The organism is Hymenobacter sp. FMD4 (assembly GCF_058932745.1).
In genome coordinates this window covers 16495-34786 of sequence record NZ_JBZYWH010000009.1, presented here as the reverse complement: position 1 = coordinate 34786, position 18292 = coordinate 16495, and the positions used below count along the sequence as shown (strand labels likewise).

Here is an 18292-nt window from a genome sequence, read left to right as displayed (position 1 = left end):
TTTAGACCAACGAATCGTACACACAATCCGTGATATTCGTCAAATCCGAAATAATCCGTGATTATTTCTTTTTAGCAGGAGCAGCCTTTTTAGCACCACCAGCAGCGCCAGCAGCTTTCTTAGGAGCGGCAGCAGCACCGTTGGAGCCTTCACCGCCTGCGCTGTTCTTCATGTTCTGAACTTCCGAGCGGATTTCCTGAGCCATGTTCTTCAGCTCCTGCATGCCTTTGCGCACGCGGGTGCCAGCAGCAGAGTTGTTCTTGTCGTAGAACTTCTCGAAGTCAGCTTCCAGCGACATTACGAGGTCACGCAGTTTGCCAAAATTATTCATGATTAAAGGGAGGGTTAGTGGTGTGGAACAAGAGTTTGACCGGGCCTAATATACGAGCATTTCAAATACAAGCAATTTTTGAAGTTTTTTTTTCAACCCCTTTTCTAGGCAGTATGGGCCCATTTTAGCACCCAAAAACTGCATTTTAAGTTTTTACTATACTTGAAAATGTCACAATAAAATACAAAAAATTAGCCACCGACTCTATTATGAGCCGGTGGCTAAAAAATTGAGCGAACTGAGCGGCTTAAGCCGTGGCCGGCTGCTTCGAATAGAGGCCTTTGTCGAGCTTCGCGGCTACCGATTCGAAAGCGGCGATGGTTTGGTTCACGTCGTCGAGCGTGTGCACGGCCGTGGGGATAAGACGGAGCATGATTACGCCTTTCGGCACCACCGGATACACCACGATGGAGCAGAAAATACCGTAATTCTCACGCAAATCGAACGTTAGCTGCGTGGCATCGGGGATTTGACCGTTCAGCAGCACCGGGGTAACCGGCGTGGTGGTGGTACCGATGTTGAACCCTTTCTCGCGTAGGCCATTCTGTAGGGCGTGTACGATGGTCCAGAGGTTTTCCTTTAGCTCAGGTTTGGTGCGCAGTAGCTCCAAACGCTTCAGCGCCCCTACCACCAGCGGCATGGGCAGCGACTTAGCGAAGATTTGGCTACGCATGTTGTAGCGCAAATATTCAATTACCGGCTCAGGACCGCCTACGAAGGCGCCAATGCTGGCCATAGACTTCGCAAACGTCGAAAAATAAAGGTCGATGCCGTCCTGCACACCCTGTTCTTCGCCGGTTCCAGCGCCCGTAGCGCCCATGGTACCGAATCCGTGCGCGTCGTCGACGAACAAGCGGAAGTTAAATTTCTCCTTCAGGGCCACAATGTCCTTCAGGTTGCCCTGGTTGCCGGACATGCCAAAGGCACCTTCGGTAATCACCAGAATGCCGCCCCCGGTTTCCTGCACCATTTTGGTAGCGCGCTCCAGTTGTTTTTCCAGGCCGGCCATGTCGTTGTGCGGAAACACAAAGCGCTTGCCCTGGTGCAGGCGTACCCCGTCGATGATGCAGGCGTGCGACTCGCCGTCGTACACGATTACGTCGTGACGGTTCACCAGCGCGTCAATGATGCTCACTACGCCTTGGTAGCCGTAGTTCAGCAGCAGTACGTCGGGCTTCTTGATGAAGTCGGCCAGCTCGGCTTCCAGTTGCTCGTGGTAATTGGAGTTGCCGCTCATGATGCGGGCCCCCATGGGCAGGGCCATGCCAAACTCGGCAGCTGCATCGGCGTCAGCCTTACGCACCTCGGGGTGGTTGGCCAGGCCGAGGTAATTGTTCAGGCTCCAGGTCAGTACTTCTTTGCCGCGAAAAATCATGCGCGGCTTAATTTCACCTTCTAGTTTAGGGAAAGTAAAATAGCCGTGAGCGTAATGCGAGTGGCTGCCGAGCGGGCCGCGGTTGGCGGCAATTCTCTCAAAAATGTCCACGCGGGGATACTTTGGGGTGAGGTTTCGGAAAAAGTATGGTCCATTCCGGAATGGAATAAGCCCAATACGGCGCAAGTTACAAAACGACGTGCTGCCAACACTCGTCAGGCCGTGGGATATTAGACGTGGCTAATGGGCAACAAAGTGATGAGGTAAAAGGTGACACGAGACAAGAAGCGCACAACTGGCTTTTATGTTCAGCGTCTGCATCAACCTTACTACGCTTTGCCTACCACCATCCGGGCTTACCTATTACTTTCGGGCTTCCAACACTGCTCCCTCCCTTCGCTCCTTTTGGCATGAAGAAAATTACCAAGCTGCTCGTCGCCAACCGCGGCGAAATTGCGCTGCGCGTCCTCCGTTCCGCCAAGGAAATGGGCCTTCAGACCGTGGCCATCTACTCTGAAGCCGACCGCAACGCCCTACACGTACGCTACGCCGACGAGGCCGTGTGCGTAGGCGGTCCGCAGTCCAACCAAAGCTACCTGCGCGGCGACAAGATCATCGAGGTCTGCAAACAGCTCGGCGTCGATGCCATCCACCCCGGCTACGGCTTCCTCTCCGAAAACGCCGAATTTGCCCGCATGGTAAAGGCTGCCGGCATCATCTTCGTCGGCCCCTCTCCTGAGGCCATGAATATCATGGGCGACAAGCTTTCGGCCAAGCAGGCCGTGAAGGCCTATGACATTCCGCTGGTACCTGGCACCGACCAGGCCATTTCGGACGTGGAAGAAGCCAAGCGCATCGCCCGCGCCGTGGGCTTCCCTATTCTTATCAAGGCCTCGGCCGGCGGCGGCGGCAAAGGCATGCGCCTGGTGTACCACGAGGAAGAGTTTGAGGAGCAGATGAAGCTGGCGGTATCGGAAGCCACCTCGGCCTTCGGCGACGGCTCGGTGTTTATCGAAAAGTTCGTGACGGGCCCGCGCCACATCGAAATTCAGGTATTGGGCGACGAGCACGGCAACATCGTACACCTGTTTGAGCGCGAATGCTCCATTCAGCGCCGCCACCAGAAGGTGATTGAGGAAGCACCCTCCTCGGTGCTCACCCCCGAGTTGCGCGCCGAAATGGGCCGCTGCGCTGTGGACGTAGCCCGCGCCTGCGACTACACCGGCGCCGGCACCGTGGAGTTTTTGCTTGACGACCAGCGCAACTTTTACTTCCTCGAGATGAACACCCGCCTGCAGGTGGAGCACCCCGTCACGGAGTGCATCACCGGGCTGGACCTCGTGAAGGAGCAAATCCGCGTGGCCCAGGGCCTGCCGCTGCCCTTCCGCCAGGAAGACCTCAGCATCACCGGCCACGCTCTGGAGTTGCGCGTGTACGCCGAAGATCCGCAAAACAACTTCCTGCCCGACATCGGCCGCCTCCAGACCTACGTGCGCCCCCAGGGCCCCGGCGTCCGCGTCGACGACGGTTTCGAACAGGGCATGGACATCCCGATCTACTACGACCCGATGATTGCCAAGCTCGTCACCTTCGGCAAGGACCGCCAGGAGGCCATCGAGCGGATGCTGCGCGCCATCGAGGAATACCAGATTACCGGCATCGAGACCACGCTGCCCTTCGGCCGCTACGTACTTACCCACCCCGCCTTCGTAAGCGGCGACTTCGACACGAACTTTATCAAAGACCATTTCCAGCCCAGCGTACTGGCCAACCAACCCACCGCTGAAATGGCCCAGCTAGCTGCCGTACTGGCCGCCAAGCTGCTGACGGAGCAGAAAGGCGCTGTAACTGCGACGAATGGTAGTGTGAACAGCGGCCCGGCAGTGCAGACTTCTAACTGGAAGAAGAATCGGTTGAACGTGCGCTAGACTTCTATTGCTATAAACATAAAGGCCCGACTATAACCAGTCGGGCCTTTATGTTTATGCTCCGATTTGCTTTGATCAGCATCGTTGAAAACCCATAAGCATTTACGGCCAAACTCTTTCTGGATGCTGAATAAGATACCTAACTGGCAGGTACTTTCCCCTGTTGATAACAGGAAGACATTTTTTCACGACAATTAGAGAGCTGCTATCTAATAGGTACGAAACCCCGTTAAGAGAAATTACACCTGACTTCCATAAGCACACAGTATCGCTTCCAGATATTAACGCTGTCGTAACGTGGATAGCAGCCTTATCTGATTGCACCAGCTTATTGTTAAGGGCGTTATTTTTGATGGCTGAAACAGCTTTATAAACTCGCCTATTCCTCCGGTGATATGCATTATTTAAACTATAAAAATTGTTTAAAAGTGGTTTCAATTTCATTGGATATATATAATAACGCACATAATATATTGCGTATATATCTCCTTTATTTGAGTCGCTTTGCGCAAGTAAAGAGCAATTTCCGACACATAATAACATAAACAGAAGCACAGAAGCACGGTTGAATATCCGCATAACTTAAAAGATTTGATTCTAAAATAATTCCATTAAATCTAGTACCCCAATCAGCCGCTTCACGGTAAATGCTTCGCCAAACTACGCTCCTACCATATGTCTTACTTCTAGTTCACAGCCTCCGAGAAAGCACTAAAACCGGGCGAGGAAATGTGGACGTGCGACTGCCACTGGGATGAACCATACCCTCTCAAAAACACAAAAAGTGGCTTGCGCCACTTTTTGAAGCTATCTAGAACTAATGAGCATGGCGCAACGTGCACACGCTACCAGTCATGATTTGCTGGATACCTACCGAACGACGAAGCCTTTGGCTTCCCAGGCTTTTACATTCTGGGTGCGCACAAAGCGCGTCTCGATGTGGCCCCAGGCATCTTGTTTATACATAACTGTCTTGCCCGCCTCACGGCTGTTGAGCGCCTGCATATGGTCGCCGTGGGTGGCGTAGGTTGGAGCAGTGGGTTCGGCTTCCTTGCGCGAGCCGCGTTTACTTGGAGTTTTCATACTGAGCCAACGCAAAAGGGTGACAAAAGAATCATTAACGTTTCTTGGTTTCGATAATTTTTGCTGGATGTAACCCACCGCGACGCTGGTCGAAATGGCCTTTACACCGCGGTAAGCAGTGATTACTGCTCAAAACCACCGGCCAAGACACGATCAAAAAAGCACTGGCCTACGCCTTTCCGACCCGCTAAGGTACAATTAAAAGCTTGGGCCAAAGCTTTTATTATTGAGCGACGGAGACTTGGCCTTATAACAGCTCCGCTAAATCCCGTACCCCGATGGGTCGTTCCACGGTAAAGCCTTCCCCAAACTCCACCCCGATGAGGTGCCCCATTTCGCGGGCGCGGGCTTCAAGGAAGTGCCAAAACTCCGGCGACGAGATGTAGGTGTGCGGTTGGCCATCGGTGCCCACGTTGAACTGAGAGGCGAAGGCGGCAATGGCTTCCAGCTTCTGCCTCCAGTGAGGCGTGATATCCACGATGAAGTCCGGCTTGATGTACCGATCCTGGATAAAGTGATACACCTGCTTTGGCCGCCAGGCCGCCTGCGGCTGGCCGTCAGCGCCGATAGTTTCGATCATTTTCAACCCCGCCAGAAAGCACGCTTCTGAAGCCAATTGCGAGCCACGGCCGTGGTCAGGATGCCGGTCGTGAATGGCATTCATGAGTACAATATCGGGCTGATAGCGGCGCACCGCGGCGATGATGGGCAGCTGATGCTCCCGGTCATTGCGGAAAAAGCCGTCGGGCAGGCCCAGGTTTTCGCGGGCGTGCAGCCCTAGTACCTTGGTGGCGGCGGCGGCTTCCTGAGCCCGGATTTCGGGAGTACCGCGGGAGCCTAGCTCTCCCCGCGTCAAATCCACAATCCCTACTTTCTTGCCCTGCGCAATAGCCGCCAGCAACGTCCCCGAGCAGCCCAGTTCGGCATCGTCGGGGTGCGCCGACAGCACCAGAATATCAAGTTTCATGTGATTCGCTATTAAATGGTTGGTTGGTCGAATGGCTGCTTATTCTGAATGCAGAACAAGCAACCATTCGACCAACCAACCATTTGACCATTTACTTTACCCGCAGCGTACGGCCCGGGCGCAAGGTGGTTTTGCCGGTAATACCGTTCAGCTTCCGAATCTGGGCCTGCGACACACCATATTTGTCCGCTATTTCTGATAGCGTATCGCCTGGCCGGATGCGGTGCGACACCGTACGCCGTGCCGCCGAGGGCTGGTGGCTGGCCGCCCGCGCCCGCGCCGCAGCCTTCATGCGAGCCGCTTGGCCAGCGTAATTGAAGAGCGCGGCCGTCACCCGCAGATTTTCCTCGCGCAGTTGGTACTCTGGAAAGTCGTACACCTGCTCCGGGTCGATGGGGTTGCCTTCATAGCGCACTTCGTAGTGCAGGTGCGAACCGGTACTACGGCCGGTGCTTCCGCCCTTACCAATCAGTTGTCCGGCTTTGACGAATGTCCCGGGCTTTACCAGCTGCTTGCTCAAGTGCCCGTAGAGGGTTTCCAAGCCGTTGTAATGACGCACCACCAGGTAATAGCCGTAACCACCACCATCGTAATTGGCCACGCGCACCACGCCATCGAAAGCGGCCTTCACCGAGTCGCCGGTTTCCAGGTCAAGGTCCACGCCGTAGTGCCACCGGTAGCCGCGCCAGCCGAAGTCCGAGGTCATGGGCGTGGTGTTAAGCGGCATGCGGGCATAGCGTTGCCGGGGCTCATCGGTGAGGCGCAGCGTGAGCGTGTCGCGCAGGCGACCTGGGTCGCGGCGGTACGGGTTGATGGAGCGCGTATCCCAGATGGCGTAATAACCCGCTACCTTGATCCACGAGGAGTCGATCAGCACCTCCTCCGACATCTCCACGATGCTTTGCTGGCCCAGGTTCAGCGTGCTGGTGTCTTCGCTGACGATGCTCAGCGGCTTGGCCGGCCGGAAAATCGACTTAGCCGCGTCCGAGTTGTCATCAGGCAGCTCTTCGGTTTCGATGAGGACGGTAGTGTCGGGCCGCACGTAGCGGATTTTAGGCGCCTTGATGCGGAAGAAATCCTTCGGCGTGCCCGCTTTGGCTTTGGTAGGCGTCGAGCGTTTCCGCTGGGCCATGGCCGCATCCGGGGCCAACCACAGCAGCGTGGCCAACAAGCCCAGCAACCAGAATTTGAATGTGTTTGACAAGTGTAATAGGACTGGGTGGAGTCCCGGGGGCCACGCCGCGTGGCGCAGCCCCCGGGAGGTGCAAAGGTACGGAAGCCGAAACAAAACGGGCCGCTACACAGCGAGTGCAGCGGCCCGTTCGAACGGTAAAAATCCAACTTTAAGTATGCCGTCCTACTTCGCCTTTGCTTAGTGCACGCCTAAAGCGGCTAGGTAACGCTCGGCGTCCAACGCAGCCATGCAGCCCGTGCCGGCTGCTGTTACGGCTTGGCGATACACATAGTCCTGCACGTCGCCGCAGGCAAACACTCCGTCCACGTTGGTCTTGCTGGTACCTGGAATAGTCTTCAGATACCCTTGCTCGTCGTGGTGCAGATATTCGCGGAAAATGGCCGAGTTGGGCTCGTGGCCGATAGCTACGAAGAAGCCCTCAATGGCAATTTCGCGCGTTTCATGCGTCAAAATGTTCTTCACCCGTACGCCTTCCACGGCGTGCTGACCCAGGATTTCATCGGTCACCGTGTCAAAGAGCACTTCAATCTTCGGATTTTCGAGCACACGCTTCTGCATGATCTTCGAAGCCCGCATCTCCCCTTTCCGCACCAGCATGTACACTTTCTTGCAGAGGTTGGCTAGGTACGTAGCTTCCTCAGCCGCCGTGTCGCCGGCGCCCACAATGGCCACGTCCTTGCCTCGGTAGAAAAACCCGTCGCACACAGCGCAAGCCGATACGCCCGAGCCATTCAGCCGCGCTTCCGACTCGATGCCGAGCCACTTGGCCGAAGCCCCCGTAGCAATAATGACGGCATCGGCCGTGAGGGTGTGCTTTTCGTCGATAGTTACCCGGTGCGGGTGTCCCGAAAAATCAACCGCCGTAGCAATGCCGTAGCGGATATCGGTGCCGAACCGCTCGGCCTGCTTTTTGAGGTCTTCCATCATCTGCGGCCCCATCACCCCATCGGGGTAGCCGGGAAAGTTCTCCACGTCGTTGGTGATAGTCAGCTGGCCGCCTGGCTGCAGACCTTGGTACATGACGGGATGCATGTTGGCTCGAGCAGCGTAGATGGCAGCCGTAAAGCCAGCCGGGCCCGAGCCAATTATCAGACACTTGACGTGTTCTGCGACAGTATTCTCCATGAGTTGAAAATGCGAATTCCGTAAGGAGCAGCAAAGGTAAGATAACAGGCCGTCTGCACGGTAGTTCAGACATGGTCTCTCCCTACCAAACAAAAACCCCGACCATAGGGCCGGGGTTTCCATAACTTGAAAGTAAAATGGTCTAGCCCAAGTAAGGCTTCAGTGCCTTGGAGCGCGACGTGTGGCGCAGGCGGCGAATGGCTTTTTCCTTGATCTGGCGTACCCGCTCGCGGGTCAGGTTGAACTTCTCGCCGATTTCCTCAAGCGTGAGCGAATGCTCGCCGTTCAAGCCAAAGTACAGCGTAATCACGTCGGCCTCGCGCTTAGTCAGCGTCGACAACGCCCGCTGCACTTCCTTGCGCAACGAGTCCGTCATCAAGCCGCTATCAGGCGTTTCTTCGTCTTCGTTCTCGAGCACGTCGAGCAGGCGGTTTTCTTCTCCTTGCACAAACGGTGCATCTACCGATACGTGACGGCCCGAAATCTTGAGTGTGTCAACCACTTCCGAAGTCGTCAGCTCAAGTACTTCGGCAATTTCTTCCGGCGAGGGTTCCCGCTCGAATTTCTGCTCCAGCTCCGAGAACGACTTGCTGATCTTGTTCAGCGAGCCTACGCGGTTCAGGGGCAGACGCACGATGCGAGACTGCTCGGCCAGTGCCTGCAGGATGGACTGACGAATCCACCATACGGCATACGAGATGAATTTAAAACCACGGGTTTCGTCAAAGCGCTTAGCGGCTTTGATAAGGCCCAGGTTGCCTTCGTTGATCAAGTCGCCCAGCGACAGACCCTGGTTCTGGTATTGCTTGGCCACCGATACCACAAAGCGGAGGTTGGCCTTGGTGAGCTTTTCCAGTGCCTGCTGGTCGCCTTCCTTGATGCGCTGTGCCAGCGTCACTTCCTCATCGGGAGTCAGCAGATCTACCTTACCAATCTCCTGGAGGTACTTATCCAGTGACTGGCTTTCACGGTTGGTAATCTGCTTGCTGATTTTTAACTGTCTCATTTTAGACGGGCGCGGAAGCGTGTAAAAAGGTGCAGGTTGGTTTTATGACGTTTGCGGCAGGAACCGCGGTCAGATGGGGTAAACGCCCCCATCTGACCGAAAGTTCGCCGAGTTTAAAATGGATGTGTTTCCTGTTCTACCGGTTGCCCTGGAAACGCTCGGGACGCTCGCCCCGCTCGGGGCGCGGACCGCGGTCAGGGCGTGGGCCCCGATCCGGACGGTCGCCGCGCTCGGGGCGCTCCGGGCGCTCAGTCGGCTCCACGTAGCCCTCCGGCTTTGGCATGAGGCTCTTCATCGACAAGCGGAATTTACCCGTCTTCTTGTCCACTTCCACCAGTTGCACCTTCACTTCCTGGCCCACCGTCAGCACGCCTTCCAGCGAGGGCAGACGGTCGTAGCTTACTTCCGAGATGTGCAGCAGGCCGTCTTTGCCCGGCATGAACTCCACGAAAGCACCGTAAGCCTGGATGGAGCGCACCGTACCACCGTAAGTTTCGCCTACTTCCGGCGTGGCCGCAATACCGCGAATGCGGCCTACTGCGGCGGCCATATCGTCAGCATTCGACGTGTAGATGTACACGTGACCCTTCTCGTCCTTCTCCTCGATGGTGATGGTCGCGTTGGTATCCTTCTGGATCTGCTGAACCACTTTGCCACCCGGGCCGATAATGGCACCGATGTACTCCTTGTCCACCAGAATTTTGGTCGAACGCGGGGTATGCGGCTTCAGGTCGGCAGCCGGAGCGCTGATGGTTTTGTTCATCTCGCCCAAGATGTGCAGGCGGCCCTCACGAGCTTGATGCAGCGCCGCGGTCAGGATTTCGTGCGACAAGCCCTGGATCTTGATGTCCATCTGGCAAGCCACGATGCCTTTCTCCGTGCCGGTTACTTTGAAGTCCATGTCGCCAAGGTGGTCCTCATCACCTAGGATATCCGACAGCACAGCGTATTCGCCGGTTTCTTTGTCCTGCACGAGGCCCATGGCAATGCCCGAAACGGCGGCCTTCAGCTTAATGCCGGCATCCATCAGGGCCATAGAGGAGGCGCATACAGTAGCCATCGACGAGGAGCCGTTCGACTCCAGAATGTCCGATACTACGCGGATGGTGTAAGGATTCTCGTCCTCGCCCGGCAGCACCTTTTTGATAGAGCGCATGGCCAGGTTGCCGTGGCCTACTTCGCGACGACCAGGGCCGCGGTTGGGCTTCACCTCACCGGTCGAGAAAGCAGGGAAGTTGTAGTGCAGCAGAAACTTGTTGTAGCCCGACACCATAGCCGAGTCCACAATCTGCTCGTCGAGTTTGGTGCCGAGAGCTACCGAAGTCAGCGACTGAGTTTCGCCGCGCGTAAACAGAGCCGAGCCGTGTGCACCGGGCAGGTAGTTTACCTCCGACCAGATCGGGCGGATTTCCGTCAACTGACGACCGTCGAGGCGCGTGCGCTCCTTAATCATCATATCGCGGATGGCTTTTTTCTCAGCCGAACCGTAGTAGCGGCCGAACATTTTCTGATCCAGCTCGGGATTTTCAGCCAGCAGCTCTTCGAGCAGCGGCTTCTTGATGGCACCAAAGCCTTCCTTGCGGCCGGCTTTGCTGGTGTTGCCCGATTTAGCTACCTCGTAAGCCTTCTGGTAGACGGCTTCCGTGATACGCTGCTTCAGCTCTTCATTTTCGTCGTACTTGGGGTACTCGCGCTTCACGTGGGACTTTTCCACGGCCTGTGCCAGTTCCTGTTGTACCCGCACTTGTTCTTTGATGGCTTCGTGAGCAAAGGCAATGGCTTCTACCATTTCTTCCTCGCTTACTTCGTCCATTTCGCCTTCCACCATCGCCACCGAATCGATGGTAGCACCCACGATCAAATCGATGTCGGCCCGCTCGATGTCAGCAGTTTTGGGGTTGATTTGCAGTTGGCCGTCGATGCGCGCCACGCGCACTTCGGAAATCGGGCCAGCGAAGGGAATATCGGAAACCGACAGGGCAGCCGAAGCGGCCAAAGCGGCCAGGGCATCGGGCTGAACGTCCTTATCGGCCGAAATCAGCGAAATCATTACCTGCACCTCGTAGTGATAATCCTTGGGGAACATCGGGCGGAGGATGCGGTCGACGAGGCGCGATACCAGCACTTCGTAATCGGACAGACGGCCTTCACGGCGCTGGAACGAACCGGGAATCTTACCGGCACCGCCGAACTTCTCCTGGTAATCCACCGACAGCGGCAAGAAATCCACGCCTTCGCGCTGCGAAGGTTGCGAAACGACCGTAGCGAGCAGCATCGCGTCGCCCAGGCGAACTACGACGGCGCCGTCGGCGAATTTGGCCAGCTTGCCGGTTTCGATGGAGATCTGCCGACCGTCTGGCAGCGAAATGTGTTTGGTAACCGCGTTGTAAGGAGGCATTCCTTCAGGGTAGCTTTTGATGATGAACAGCTTGGGGCAGCGAAGCCGCGCCTGCAGTCAGGCGCGGAAATTCCGGCTCTGGTTTAAAGCAACGCGCCCGGCCAACAAAGTGTGCCGGGCAGCGCAAAAAAAGCAGGGAACCCGGCCGGCGGGCTCCCTGCTTTCTGGAGTGGGTTACTTACGGATGCCCAGCTCCTTAATGATGGCGCGGTAGCGGTTGATTTCGCGCTGCTGCAAGTAGTTCAGCAGACGACGACGCTTACCTACCAGCTTGAGCAGGCCCAGACGGGTCGAGAAGTCTTTCTTGTTGACTTTCAAGTGCTCCGTCAGGTGGTTAATCCGGGTGGTGAACAGCGCGATTTGCGATTCGGCCGAACCGGTGTCGGTTTTGGTCTTGGCAACGCCGTGCTGTTCGAAGATAGCCTGCTTGGCTTCGGTAGTGAGTTTCATCGGCAGATAGGGAGAAAGCCCCGTCTTGGATTAAAAGTGTGAAAAAGAGAATACGCCGGCAACATAGCAAGGCGTGGAGCAAAGGTAAGAATTTTCAGGTAACATTCCCCCATCGCCGTACGCTTCGCACCACTGCAGGCAGCAAAAAACAAAGCGGAAAGCCGTAATTGGCTTTCCGCTTTGGACTTAGTCGGGCTGAAGCCTTGCCAAGCGATGCAAAACTTGATTCGGAGTCAGCCTGCTACTGGCGTAGGGCGCCGTACCAGCCACTTGGGCAACCGGCGCGACAGGCGGAGCCAAAAATCAACTTCGAACAAGCTGGAGTCGCGGCGGGCTTGGTACAGGAAAAATAACCCGGCTGGCAACAGCATAACATTGGACATCCACATACCTATCCCAACGGGCATTACTCCTTCGCGCCCGTATTTCTCCCCAATGATGGATACCACGTAAAAAACAATGAAAAACAGAATCGACACCAATACTGGCACCCCCAGCCCTCCTTTTTTAATAATGGAACCCAACGGGGCTCCTATTAGGAACATGACCAAGATGGCCACAGATTGGGTGTACTTACGAAATACCTCAATGCGGTAATTCCCCGCTTCCCGGGCAGTGCTAGCCAGCCGCTCTGAGTAGCTACTCAGAAAAGAACGGATGTTACGGGCGCGGTTGTTGGCCGTTTGTACCATTCCAATGTTTACTTCCGCCATCTTAGTTGCCGGGACATCTAGCTGAGCCATCCGCTTATTAAAAGCTTGTCCGGTAGTATCGAAGCGCTGGTAAAGGAAATAGGGGTTTAGTTGCGAGCCGCTCAACTGCCGCTCCTTGTTTAGTTGCCGATGCAACGAATCAACGTAGGCGTGCAGTTGGGGAATATTTTTCATCATTTTGTTTTCCGTGAACAGCTGCACATCGGTCCTGTCCAAGCCAAAAGAGGCTAAGGAAAACAGGATATCGGTGCGTGAAAAACTTTGCTGCACGAAACCAGCCCCCGACCGGTCGCGGGCGGTTGGTTGGTCCACGTATTTGCGACCGTTGAATAGCTCCAAGCCTAGGTACTGCCCATCCATGCGCGTGGCCATGCGACCCGAATCAGCCAAGACCATGGATATGTTGCCGCTGTTGCCGCTGTGGTCGTAGATCATTACCCCGTAGAGCTTCTCGCCGTTTTCGCCCCCCTTCCGGTCTACTTTAATGGTATAACCCGGAATTCCATTATAGAACACGCCCTCGCGGATATCCAAGGCTAGCTTCTGCTGGCGCACGTCCCAGAGCAGGCTATAAGCTTGCAAATTGGCTTTGGGAACAATGCTATTGTTGAACCAAAACGCTATACCGGCTAGCAGCGCACTAAACAGCATCACGGGCCGCAGAATACGCACCAAGGATACGCCTGACGTCTTAATAGCCGTCAGTTCGTGGTGCTCCCCGAGGTTGCCATACGTCATCAGCGACGACAGCAATACTGCCAACGGCAACGAAATCGGAACGATGAGTACGCTGAAGTACATCAGCAGCTGCGCTATTACGCCAGCACCTAAATCTTTACCGAGCAGGTCGTCCAAGTATTTCATCATCGTTTGGGTGAGAAACACAAATTCAACCACCGCAAACGTGAGCAAGAAGGGGCCTATAAAGGCCTTCAAAATCAATTTATCCAGTTTCTTCATGCCGAATCGGGCCGTTTGGAACGCCAACGCGCAAACACCCGCAAAGGTATATTAAGCCGGCACCGCATCCTTCGGGCCAGCAAAAAAGGAGGGCTGGCTACTCCAATACGGGGCAGCTTCCCTCCTGTTCTAACAATGAAACCGAACAAATCAGCTCAGCCGCCGACCAGTTCGCGTAAGTTTTGAATCAAATTATCCCACATTTCCTGTAGCTCTACATCATCGGTTTCCTCCGAGTAATCGGCAATGCGCAGGTAAACTTCTTGCGTCAACTCCGATGATTCAATTGTGAAATCAAGATAATTGGCATCGGGCATGTGCCGCCGGTCTGAGCTTAGAAACACATAACGTACCGAGCGGTTGGTTCGCTGAGACGTTAACTCAGCCAAGTGCGTTTGGTTGTCCCACACAAAACTGAAGGTGTGATTGTCAATCATCTGCACATCCTGACAGAACCATTGTCGGAGCCCGGAGGCAGTAGCCAAATAAGGATAGAGGATTTTTGCAGAGGCGTTGATGGGGTACTCCTGCACAAATCGGTGCTTGGAGCGGATGGCGGAGAGAGGCATATGCAAGCGGAGAAATCAATAAAAATGTGCCGCTGGGTATCAGCTACATCAGCGACTTGCGGCAAGATACACGGCTTTTTTTTCCGGCAAAGGTTGCACAACGTTAAATCTTCGCTTTACCTTTGCGCCATCATTCTGCGGCGGGGTAGCTCAGTTGGTTAGAGCACAGGATTCATAACCCTGAGGCCACGAGTTCAAATCTCGTCCCCGCTACAAGGCAAACCGCTTCCATTTTCATGGAAGCGGTTTTTTGTTTTACGGCCATTCACCCACCGGGCCTTCATACACCGGTAGCGAAAAACCCACTTAGACCAAGCTCTGTCCTAGTTGGGAACATGTCCTCACGGGCAGTTCTCGCCTGCTACACAAAAGGGCTTGTAGAGCTTTGTAGCGGGACTGTTAATTATAGGGTAAGCAGCCTAAGATTTGGTTTCTGAAAGATTCAGTCAGTGTTAATATTATCTGCTTGCTTAAGCTTATTCATAACGCCGCCTAGACTTATCAAATGCAGCATTACAGACACATGCCTGCGACGGCTGCTTCAATGTGAATTAGACAACAGATCCTGCAGGCCTTAAGGCACACATACCCCGATAAACAAGCAAAGCCCGACTCAATTGAGTCGGGCTTTGCAGAGCTAGGCAAAAGCGAAGGCTAAGGCTAAGCCTTTACTTTCTCAATGATGCCTTTGAAAGCTTCGGGGTGGTTCAGGGCGAGGTCGGCGAGAACTTTACGGTTCAGGTCGATGCCAGCCTTCTTCAGACCGCCCATGAACTGCGAGTACGACAGACCGTACTGACGGGCACCAGCGTTAATACGCTGAATCCACAGGGCACGGAATTCGCGCTTCTTAACCTTACGGTCCCGGTAAGCATACAGGAGACCTTTCTCAACGGCGTTTTTGGCAACCGTCCAGACATTCTTGCGACGGCCGAAGTAACCTTTGGCCAGACGCATTACCTTTTTGCGACGGTGGCGCGAGGCCACGTTATTGACGCTTCTTGGCATAACCTACTTGTTTTTGGCGGCCGGTGCCTGCTTAACACAAAGCGGCTTGGCGATAACCGGACGCCGGGTGAAAAAATGAGTTCAGCGGGAGAACAAGCCGCCGCTTAGAGGACCAACATGTCCTTTACACGACCCATGTCAGCGGAGCTAACAAGGGTAGAGTGAGTCAGATTGCGCTTACGCTTCGTGCTCTTCTTGGTCAGAATGTGCGATTTGAAAGCGTGCTTGCGCTTCACTTTGCCCGTGCCGGTGAGCGTAAAACGCTTCTTGGCGCCGGACTTGGTTTTCATTTTCGGCATTTCGAAAAGGTTAAGAAGTAAAACAACAACGGCGGACGGCTGCCTAGGGCCGGCTCGCCTGAAAGTCATAGCGGCTCGCGCCGCGGAATATTCTATTCAGTCGCTTCGTTGGAAGCAGATGCCTTGGGAGCAGCTTCTTTGACGCCCTCCTTTGATGCTGCAGGAGCACTAGCGGCTGGCTTAGCGGCGGCAGGCTTTACTACTACAGCTTTGGGCGCGAGGTAGAGAAACATCCGCTTGCCTTCAAGCTTAGGCAGTTGCTCCACTTTAGCCAAGTCTTCTAGGGCCTGGGCAAATTTCAGCAACAGGATTTCGCCACGCTCTTTGAAGACAATGGAACGACCGACAAAGTGAACGTACGCCTTGATCTTGGCACCCTCACGCAGGAATTCCTGAGCGTGCTTGAGCTTGAAAGCGAAGTCGTGGTCGTCGGTATTGGGCCCGAAACGAATTTCTTTGACCACCACCTTCGTCTGCTTGGCCTTCATCTCGCGGGTGCGCTTCTTCTGCTCGTACTTGAATTTCGAGTAGTCGATAACGCGGCACACAGGAGGAACAGCCGTGGGAGATATCTCCACGAGGTCCAGACCTTGCTGCTCGGCCATACGGCGGGCTTGGTCGGTGGAATAAATGCCCTGCTCCACGTTATCGCCTACAAGGCGAATCTCGCGGGCCGTAATCTTGCCATTGATTTTGAACGGCTCCTCCACTTGACGTGGAGGGAGGCGGCGGTTAGGGGTTCTGATAAGTCGAAATGTTTAAGGTGAGACTTGGTTGGGCGAACAGCCGAAAGCACCTGACAATCAGGCCCGCCAACTATTTCAGCGGGCGAATATCCGGCAATTTTCCCGAAACGCAAAATTCAGCCCGCCGGAAAAGCTCGTTTCCGGCGGGCTGAACAGGTTTGCTATTGGTGTAACGGCTAGTGGGCCACTACGGTTCCGCCGTTCATCATCTCCATCACTTGCTCCTGAAAATTACGCACAAAAGCGTCAATGGGCATGGAGCCTAGGTCGCCTTCTCCGTGGCGGCGCACCGATACGATACCGTTGTCGGCTTCCTTCTCGCCCACCACTAGCAGGTAAGGAATCTTTTGCATCTCGGCGTCGCGGATCTTGCGGCCGATGCGTTCGTCGCGCTCGTCCACGTTGCCGCGCAGATCAGCCTGCTGGAGCTGCTCCTGTACCCGGCGGGCATACTCGTGGTACTTCTCCGAAATCGGAAGAACGATGAACTGCTCCGGGGCTAGCCACAGCGGGAAGTTACCGGCGCAGTGCTCGATCAGCACGGCCACAAAGCGCTCCAGCGAGCCAAACGGCGCACGGTGCAGCATCACAGGGCGCTGGCGCGAGTTATCGGGGGCTACATACTCCAGCTCGAAGCGCTCGGGCAGGTTGTAATCGACCTGAATGGTACCCAGCTGCCACTTGCGGCCCAAAGCGTCGCGGACCATAAAATCGAGCTTGGGACCGTAGAAGGCCGCTTCACCAAGCTCCGTTACGGTACGCAGGCCGCGTTCCACGGCTGCTTCTTGGATGGCGCGTTCGGCAGCTGCCCAGTTCTCATCGGAGCCGATGTACTTCTGCTTGTTTTCCGGGTCACGAAGCGAAATCTGAGCGGTGTAGTCTTCGAAGCCCAGGGCCCGGAATACGTACAGCACCAGATCAATCACCTTGATGAACTCATCCTTTACCTGATCCTGGCGGCAGAAGATATGTGCATCGTCCTGCGTGAAGCCCCGGACGCGGGTGAGACCGTGCAGCTCGCCCGACTGCTCGTAACGGTACACCGTGCCGAATTCGGCCAGACGCAAGGGTAGGTCGCGGTAAGAGCGCGGTTTGGTCTTGTAAATCTCGCAGTGGTGCGGGCAGTTCATCGGCTTGAGGAAGAATTCCTCGCCGGGGTTAGGAGTCTTGATCGGCTGGAACGAATCGGCCCCGTACTTCTCGTAGTGACCGGAAGTCACGTACAGTTCCTTGGCGCCGATGTGCGGCGTCACAACGGGCAGATAGCCTGCTTTTACCTGGGCCCGACGCATAAACTGCTCCAGCCGCTCGCGCAGGGCGGTGCCTTTTGGCAACCACAACGGCAAGCCCGCTCCTACCCGCTCCGAGAAGGCAAACAGCTCTAGTTCCTTGCCCAGCTTCCGGTGGTCACGCTTACGCGCTTCCTCCAGCTTGTGCAGGTATTCCTTGAGCTCCTTATCCTTGGGAAAAGTAATGGCGTAGATGCGCGTCAGCTGCTTGTTCTTCTCGTCGCCACGCCAGTACGCGCCGGCTACGTTCAGGACTTTAGCGGCTTTGATGTTGCCAGTGTCTGGCAAATGGGGGCCACGGCACAGGTCAGTGAAGTTGCCTTGGTGGTAGAAAGTGATGCTGCCGTCTTCGAGCCCCTCGAGCAAATCGAGCTTGTAAGGGTCACCTTTTTCGGTGAAGTAGGCAATGGCATCGGCTTTCGAAACGGCGCGGCGCTCGTAGCGGCTTTTGTTCTTGGCCAACTCGAGCATTTTTTGCTCGATCTTCCCGTAATCATCAGGGCCGATGCTGCGGCCTTCACCGAGGTCAACATCGTAATAGAAGCCGTTCTCTATGGGCGGACCAATGCCGAACTTAACGCCGGGATACAGCGCCTCTAGGGCTTCGGCGAGCAAGTGAGCCGAGGAGTGCCAGAATGTATTCTTCCCCGCTTCGTCGTTCCACGTGAGAATCTCCACGTTGGCAGAGTCGGAAATGGGGCGGTGCAGGTCGCGGACTTCGCCGTTGACGCGCACGGCCAAGGCATTGCGGGCCAGGCCTTCGCTGATGCTAGCGGCTACGTCGTAACCACTGGCGCCAGCCTCGAACTGACGCACTGAGCCGTCGGGGAGCGTGATGTTAATCATAACA

Annotated in this window: 14 protein-coding genes, 1 tRNA gene and 2 pseudogenes; 2 read left to right on the top strand and 15 right to left on the bottom strand. The window is 55.4% G+C overall.

Annotated elements, in window-relative coordinates:
* Positions 1–160 precede the first annotated feature (160 nt).
* Positions 161–331, bottom strand: a pseudogene (locus AC5FXY_RS10590) (BF3379 family histone-like protein); the annotation flags it as partial.
* 247 nt (positions 332–578) lie between these two features.
* Positions 579–1817 carry an aminotransferase class I/II-fold pyridoxal phosphate-dependent enzyme gene (locus tag AC5FXY_RS10585; protein WP_493556638.1) on the bottom strand — a complete coding sequence of 413 codons (1239 nt, stop codon included), beginning with the start codon at positions 1815–1817 and terminating at the stop codon, positions 579–581.
* Positions 1818–2116: 299 nt separating this feature from the next.
* Here AC5FXY_RS10585 and accC point away from each other — a divergent pair, with 299 nt between their 5' ends.
* Positions 2117–3634 carry an acetyl-CoA carboxylase biotin carboxylase subunit gene (gene accC, locus AC5FXY_RS10580; protein ID WP_493556637.1) on the top strand — a complete coding sequence of 506 codons (1518 nt, stop codon included), beginning with the start codon at positions 2117–2119 and terminating at the stop codon, positions 3632–3634.
* Positions 3635–4504: 870 nt separating this feature from the next.
* Here accC and AC5FXY_RS10575 read toward each other — a convergent pair.
* From AC5FXY_RS10575 to AC5FXY_RS10535, 9 genes are all read right to left on the bottom strand, one after another.
* A complete protein-coding gene (locus AC5FXY_RS10575; RefSeq protein WP_493556636.1) occupies positions 4505–4717 on the bottom strand; it encodes a hypothetical protein in 213 nt (70 codons plus the stop codon).
* Between the two features lie 247 nt (positions 4718–4964).
* A complete protein-coding gene (gene bshB1, locus AC5FXY_RS10570; protein ID WP_493556635.1) occupies positions 4965–5684 on the bottom strand; it encodes a bacillithiol biosynthesis deacetylase BshB1 in 720 nt (239 codons plus the stop codon).
* Between the two features lie 91 nt (positions 5685–5775).
* A complete protein-coding gene (locus AC5FXY_RS10565) occupies positions 5776–6888 on the bottom strand; it encodes a peptidoglycan DD-metalloendopeptidase family protein (protein ID WP_493556634.1) in 1113 nt (370 codons plus the stop codon).
* Positions 6889–7056: 168 nt separating this feature from the next.
* The gene (gene trxB / locus AC5FXY_RS10560) at positions 7057–8004 is read right to left on the bottom strand and encodes a thioredoxin-disulfide reductase (protein ID WP_493556633.1); all 948 of its coding nucleotides are present in this window, start codon (positions 8002–8004) and stop codon (positions 7057–7059) included.
* Between the two features lie 142 nt (positions 8005–8146).
* On the bottom strand, positions 8147–9010 hold the full coding sequence (locus tag AC5FXY_RS10555) for a sigma-70 family RNA polymerase sigma factor (protein ID WP_059071387.1): 864 nt from the start codon (positions 9008–9010) through the stop codon (positions 8147–8149).
* Positions 9011–9146: 136 nt separating this feature from the next.
* Complete coding sequence (gene pnp, locus AC5FXY_RS10550; protein WP_493556632.1) at positions 9147–11408, bottom strand: polyribonucleotide nucleotidyltransferase; 2262 nt, start codon at positions 11406–11408, stop codon at positions 9147–9149.
* 174 nt (positions 11409–11582) lie between these two features.
* On the bottom strand, positions 11583–11858 hold the full coding sequence (gene rpsO, locus AC5FXY_RS10545; RefSeq protein ID WP_493556631.1) for a 30S ribosomal protein S15: 276 nt from the start codon (positions 11856–11858) through the stop codon (positions 11583–11585).
* Between the two features lie 233 nt (positions 11859–12091).
* Positions 12092–13531 (bottom strand): LptF/LptG family permease, encoded by a 1440-nt coding sequence (locus AC5FXY_RS10540; RefSeq protein WP_493556630.1) that lies wholly within the window; start codon positions 13529–13531, stop codon positions 12092–12094.
* Positions 13532–13686: 155 nt separating this feature from the next.
* Complete coding sequence (locus AC5FXY_RS10535; protein WP_493556629.1) at positions 13687–14100, bottom strand: START-like domain-containing protein; 414 nt, start codon at positions 14098–14100, stop codon at positions 13687–13689.
* 139 nt (positions 14101–14239) lie between these two features.
* Here AC5FXY_RS10535 and AC5FXY_RS10530 point away from each other — a divergent pair.
* Positions 14240–14313: transfer RNA gene (locus AC5FXY_RS10530), tRNA-Met, on the top strand.
* 447 nt (positions 14314–14760) lie between these two features.
* Here AC5FXY_RS10530 and rplT read toward each other — a convergent pair.
* From rplT to thrS, 4 genes and pseudogenes are all read right to left on the bottom strand, one after another.
* Complete coding sequence (gene rplT / locus AC5FXY_RS10525; protein ID WP_400190956.1) at positions 14761–15108, bottom strand: 50S ribosomal protein L20; 348 nt, start codon at positions 15106–15108, stop codon at positions 14761–14763.
* Between the two features lie 104 nt (positions 15109–15212).
* Entirely contained in the window at positions 15213–15407 is a 195-nt protein-coding gene (rpmI, locus tag AC5FXY_RS10520) for a 50S ribosomal protein L35 (protein WP_493556628.1), read from the bottom strand.
* 191 nt (positions 15408–15598) lie between these two features.
* Positions 15599–16153: pseudogene (gene infC, locus AC5FXY_RS10515) on the bottom strand (translation initiation factor IF-3); the annotation flags it as partial.
* 176 nt (positions 16154–16329) lie between these two features.
* Positions 16330–18288, bottom strand: a complete 1959-nt coding sequence (thrS, locus tag AC5FXY_RS10510) for a threonine--tRNA ligase (RefSeq protein WP_493556627.1) — start codon at positions 18286–18288, stop codon at positions 16330–16332.
* Between the last annotated feature and the right edge of the window lie 4 nt (positions 18289–18292).

Excerpts from the sequence above, each read along its gene's own strand:
- trxB (WP_493556633.1), bottom strand. The coding sequence starts at position 8,004 with ATGGAGAATACTGTCGCAGAACACGTCAAGTGTCTGATAATTGGCTCG.
- AC5FXY_RS10575 (WP_493556636.1), bottom strand. The coding sequence starts at position 4,717 with ATGAAAACTCCAAGTAAACGCGGCTCGCGCAAGGAAGCCGAACCCACT.
- thrS (WP_493556627.1), bottom strand. The coding sequence starts at position 18,288 with ATGATTAACATCACGCTCCCCGACGGCTCAGTGCGTCAGTTCGAGGCT.
- pnp (WP_493556632.1), bottom strand. The coding sequence starts at position 11,408 with ATGCCTCCTTACAACGCGGTTACCAAACACATTTCGCTGCCAGACGGT.
- rpmI (WP_493556628.1), bottom strand. The coding sequence starts at position 15,407 with ATGCCGAAAATGAAAACCAAGTCCGGCGCCAAGAAGCGTTTTACGCTC.
- bshB1 (WP_493556635.1), bottom strand. The coding sequence starts at position 5,684 with ATGAAACTTGATATTCTGGTGCTGTCGGCGCACCCCGACGATGCCGAA.
- rplT (WP_400190956.1), bottom strand. The coding sequence starts at position 15,108 with ATGCCAAGAAGCGTCAATAACGTGGCCTCGCGCCACCGTCGCAAAAAG.
- AC5FXY_RS10540 (WP_493556630.1), bottom strand. The coding sequence starts at position 13,531 with ATGAAGAAACTGGATAAATTGATTTTGAAGGCCTTTATAGGCCCCTTC.
- AC5FXY_RS10555 (WP_059071387.1), bottom strand. The coding sequence starts at position 9,010 with ATGAGACAGTTAAAAATCAGCAAGCAGATTACCAACCGTGAAAGCCAG.
- rpsO (WP_493556631.1), bottom strand. The coding sequence starts at position 11,858 with ATGAAACTCACTACCGAAGCCAAGCAGGCTATCTTCGAACAGCACGGC.
- accC (WP_493556637.1), top strand. The coding sequence starts at position 2,117 with ATGAAGAAAATTACCAAGCTGCTCGTCGCCAACCGCGGCGAAATTGCG.
- AC5FXY_RS10535 (WP_493556629.1), bottom strand. The coding sequence starts at position 14,100 with ATGCCTCTCTCCGCCATCCGCTCCAAGCACCGATTTGTGCAGGAGTAC.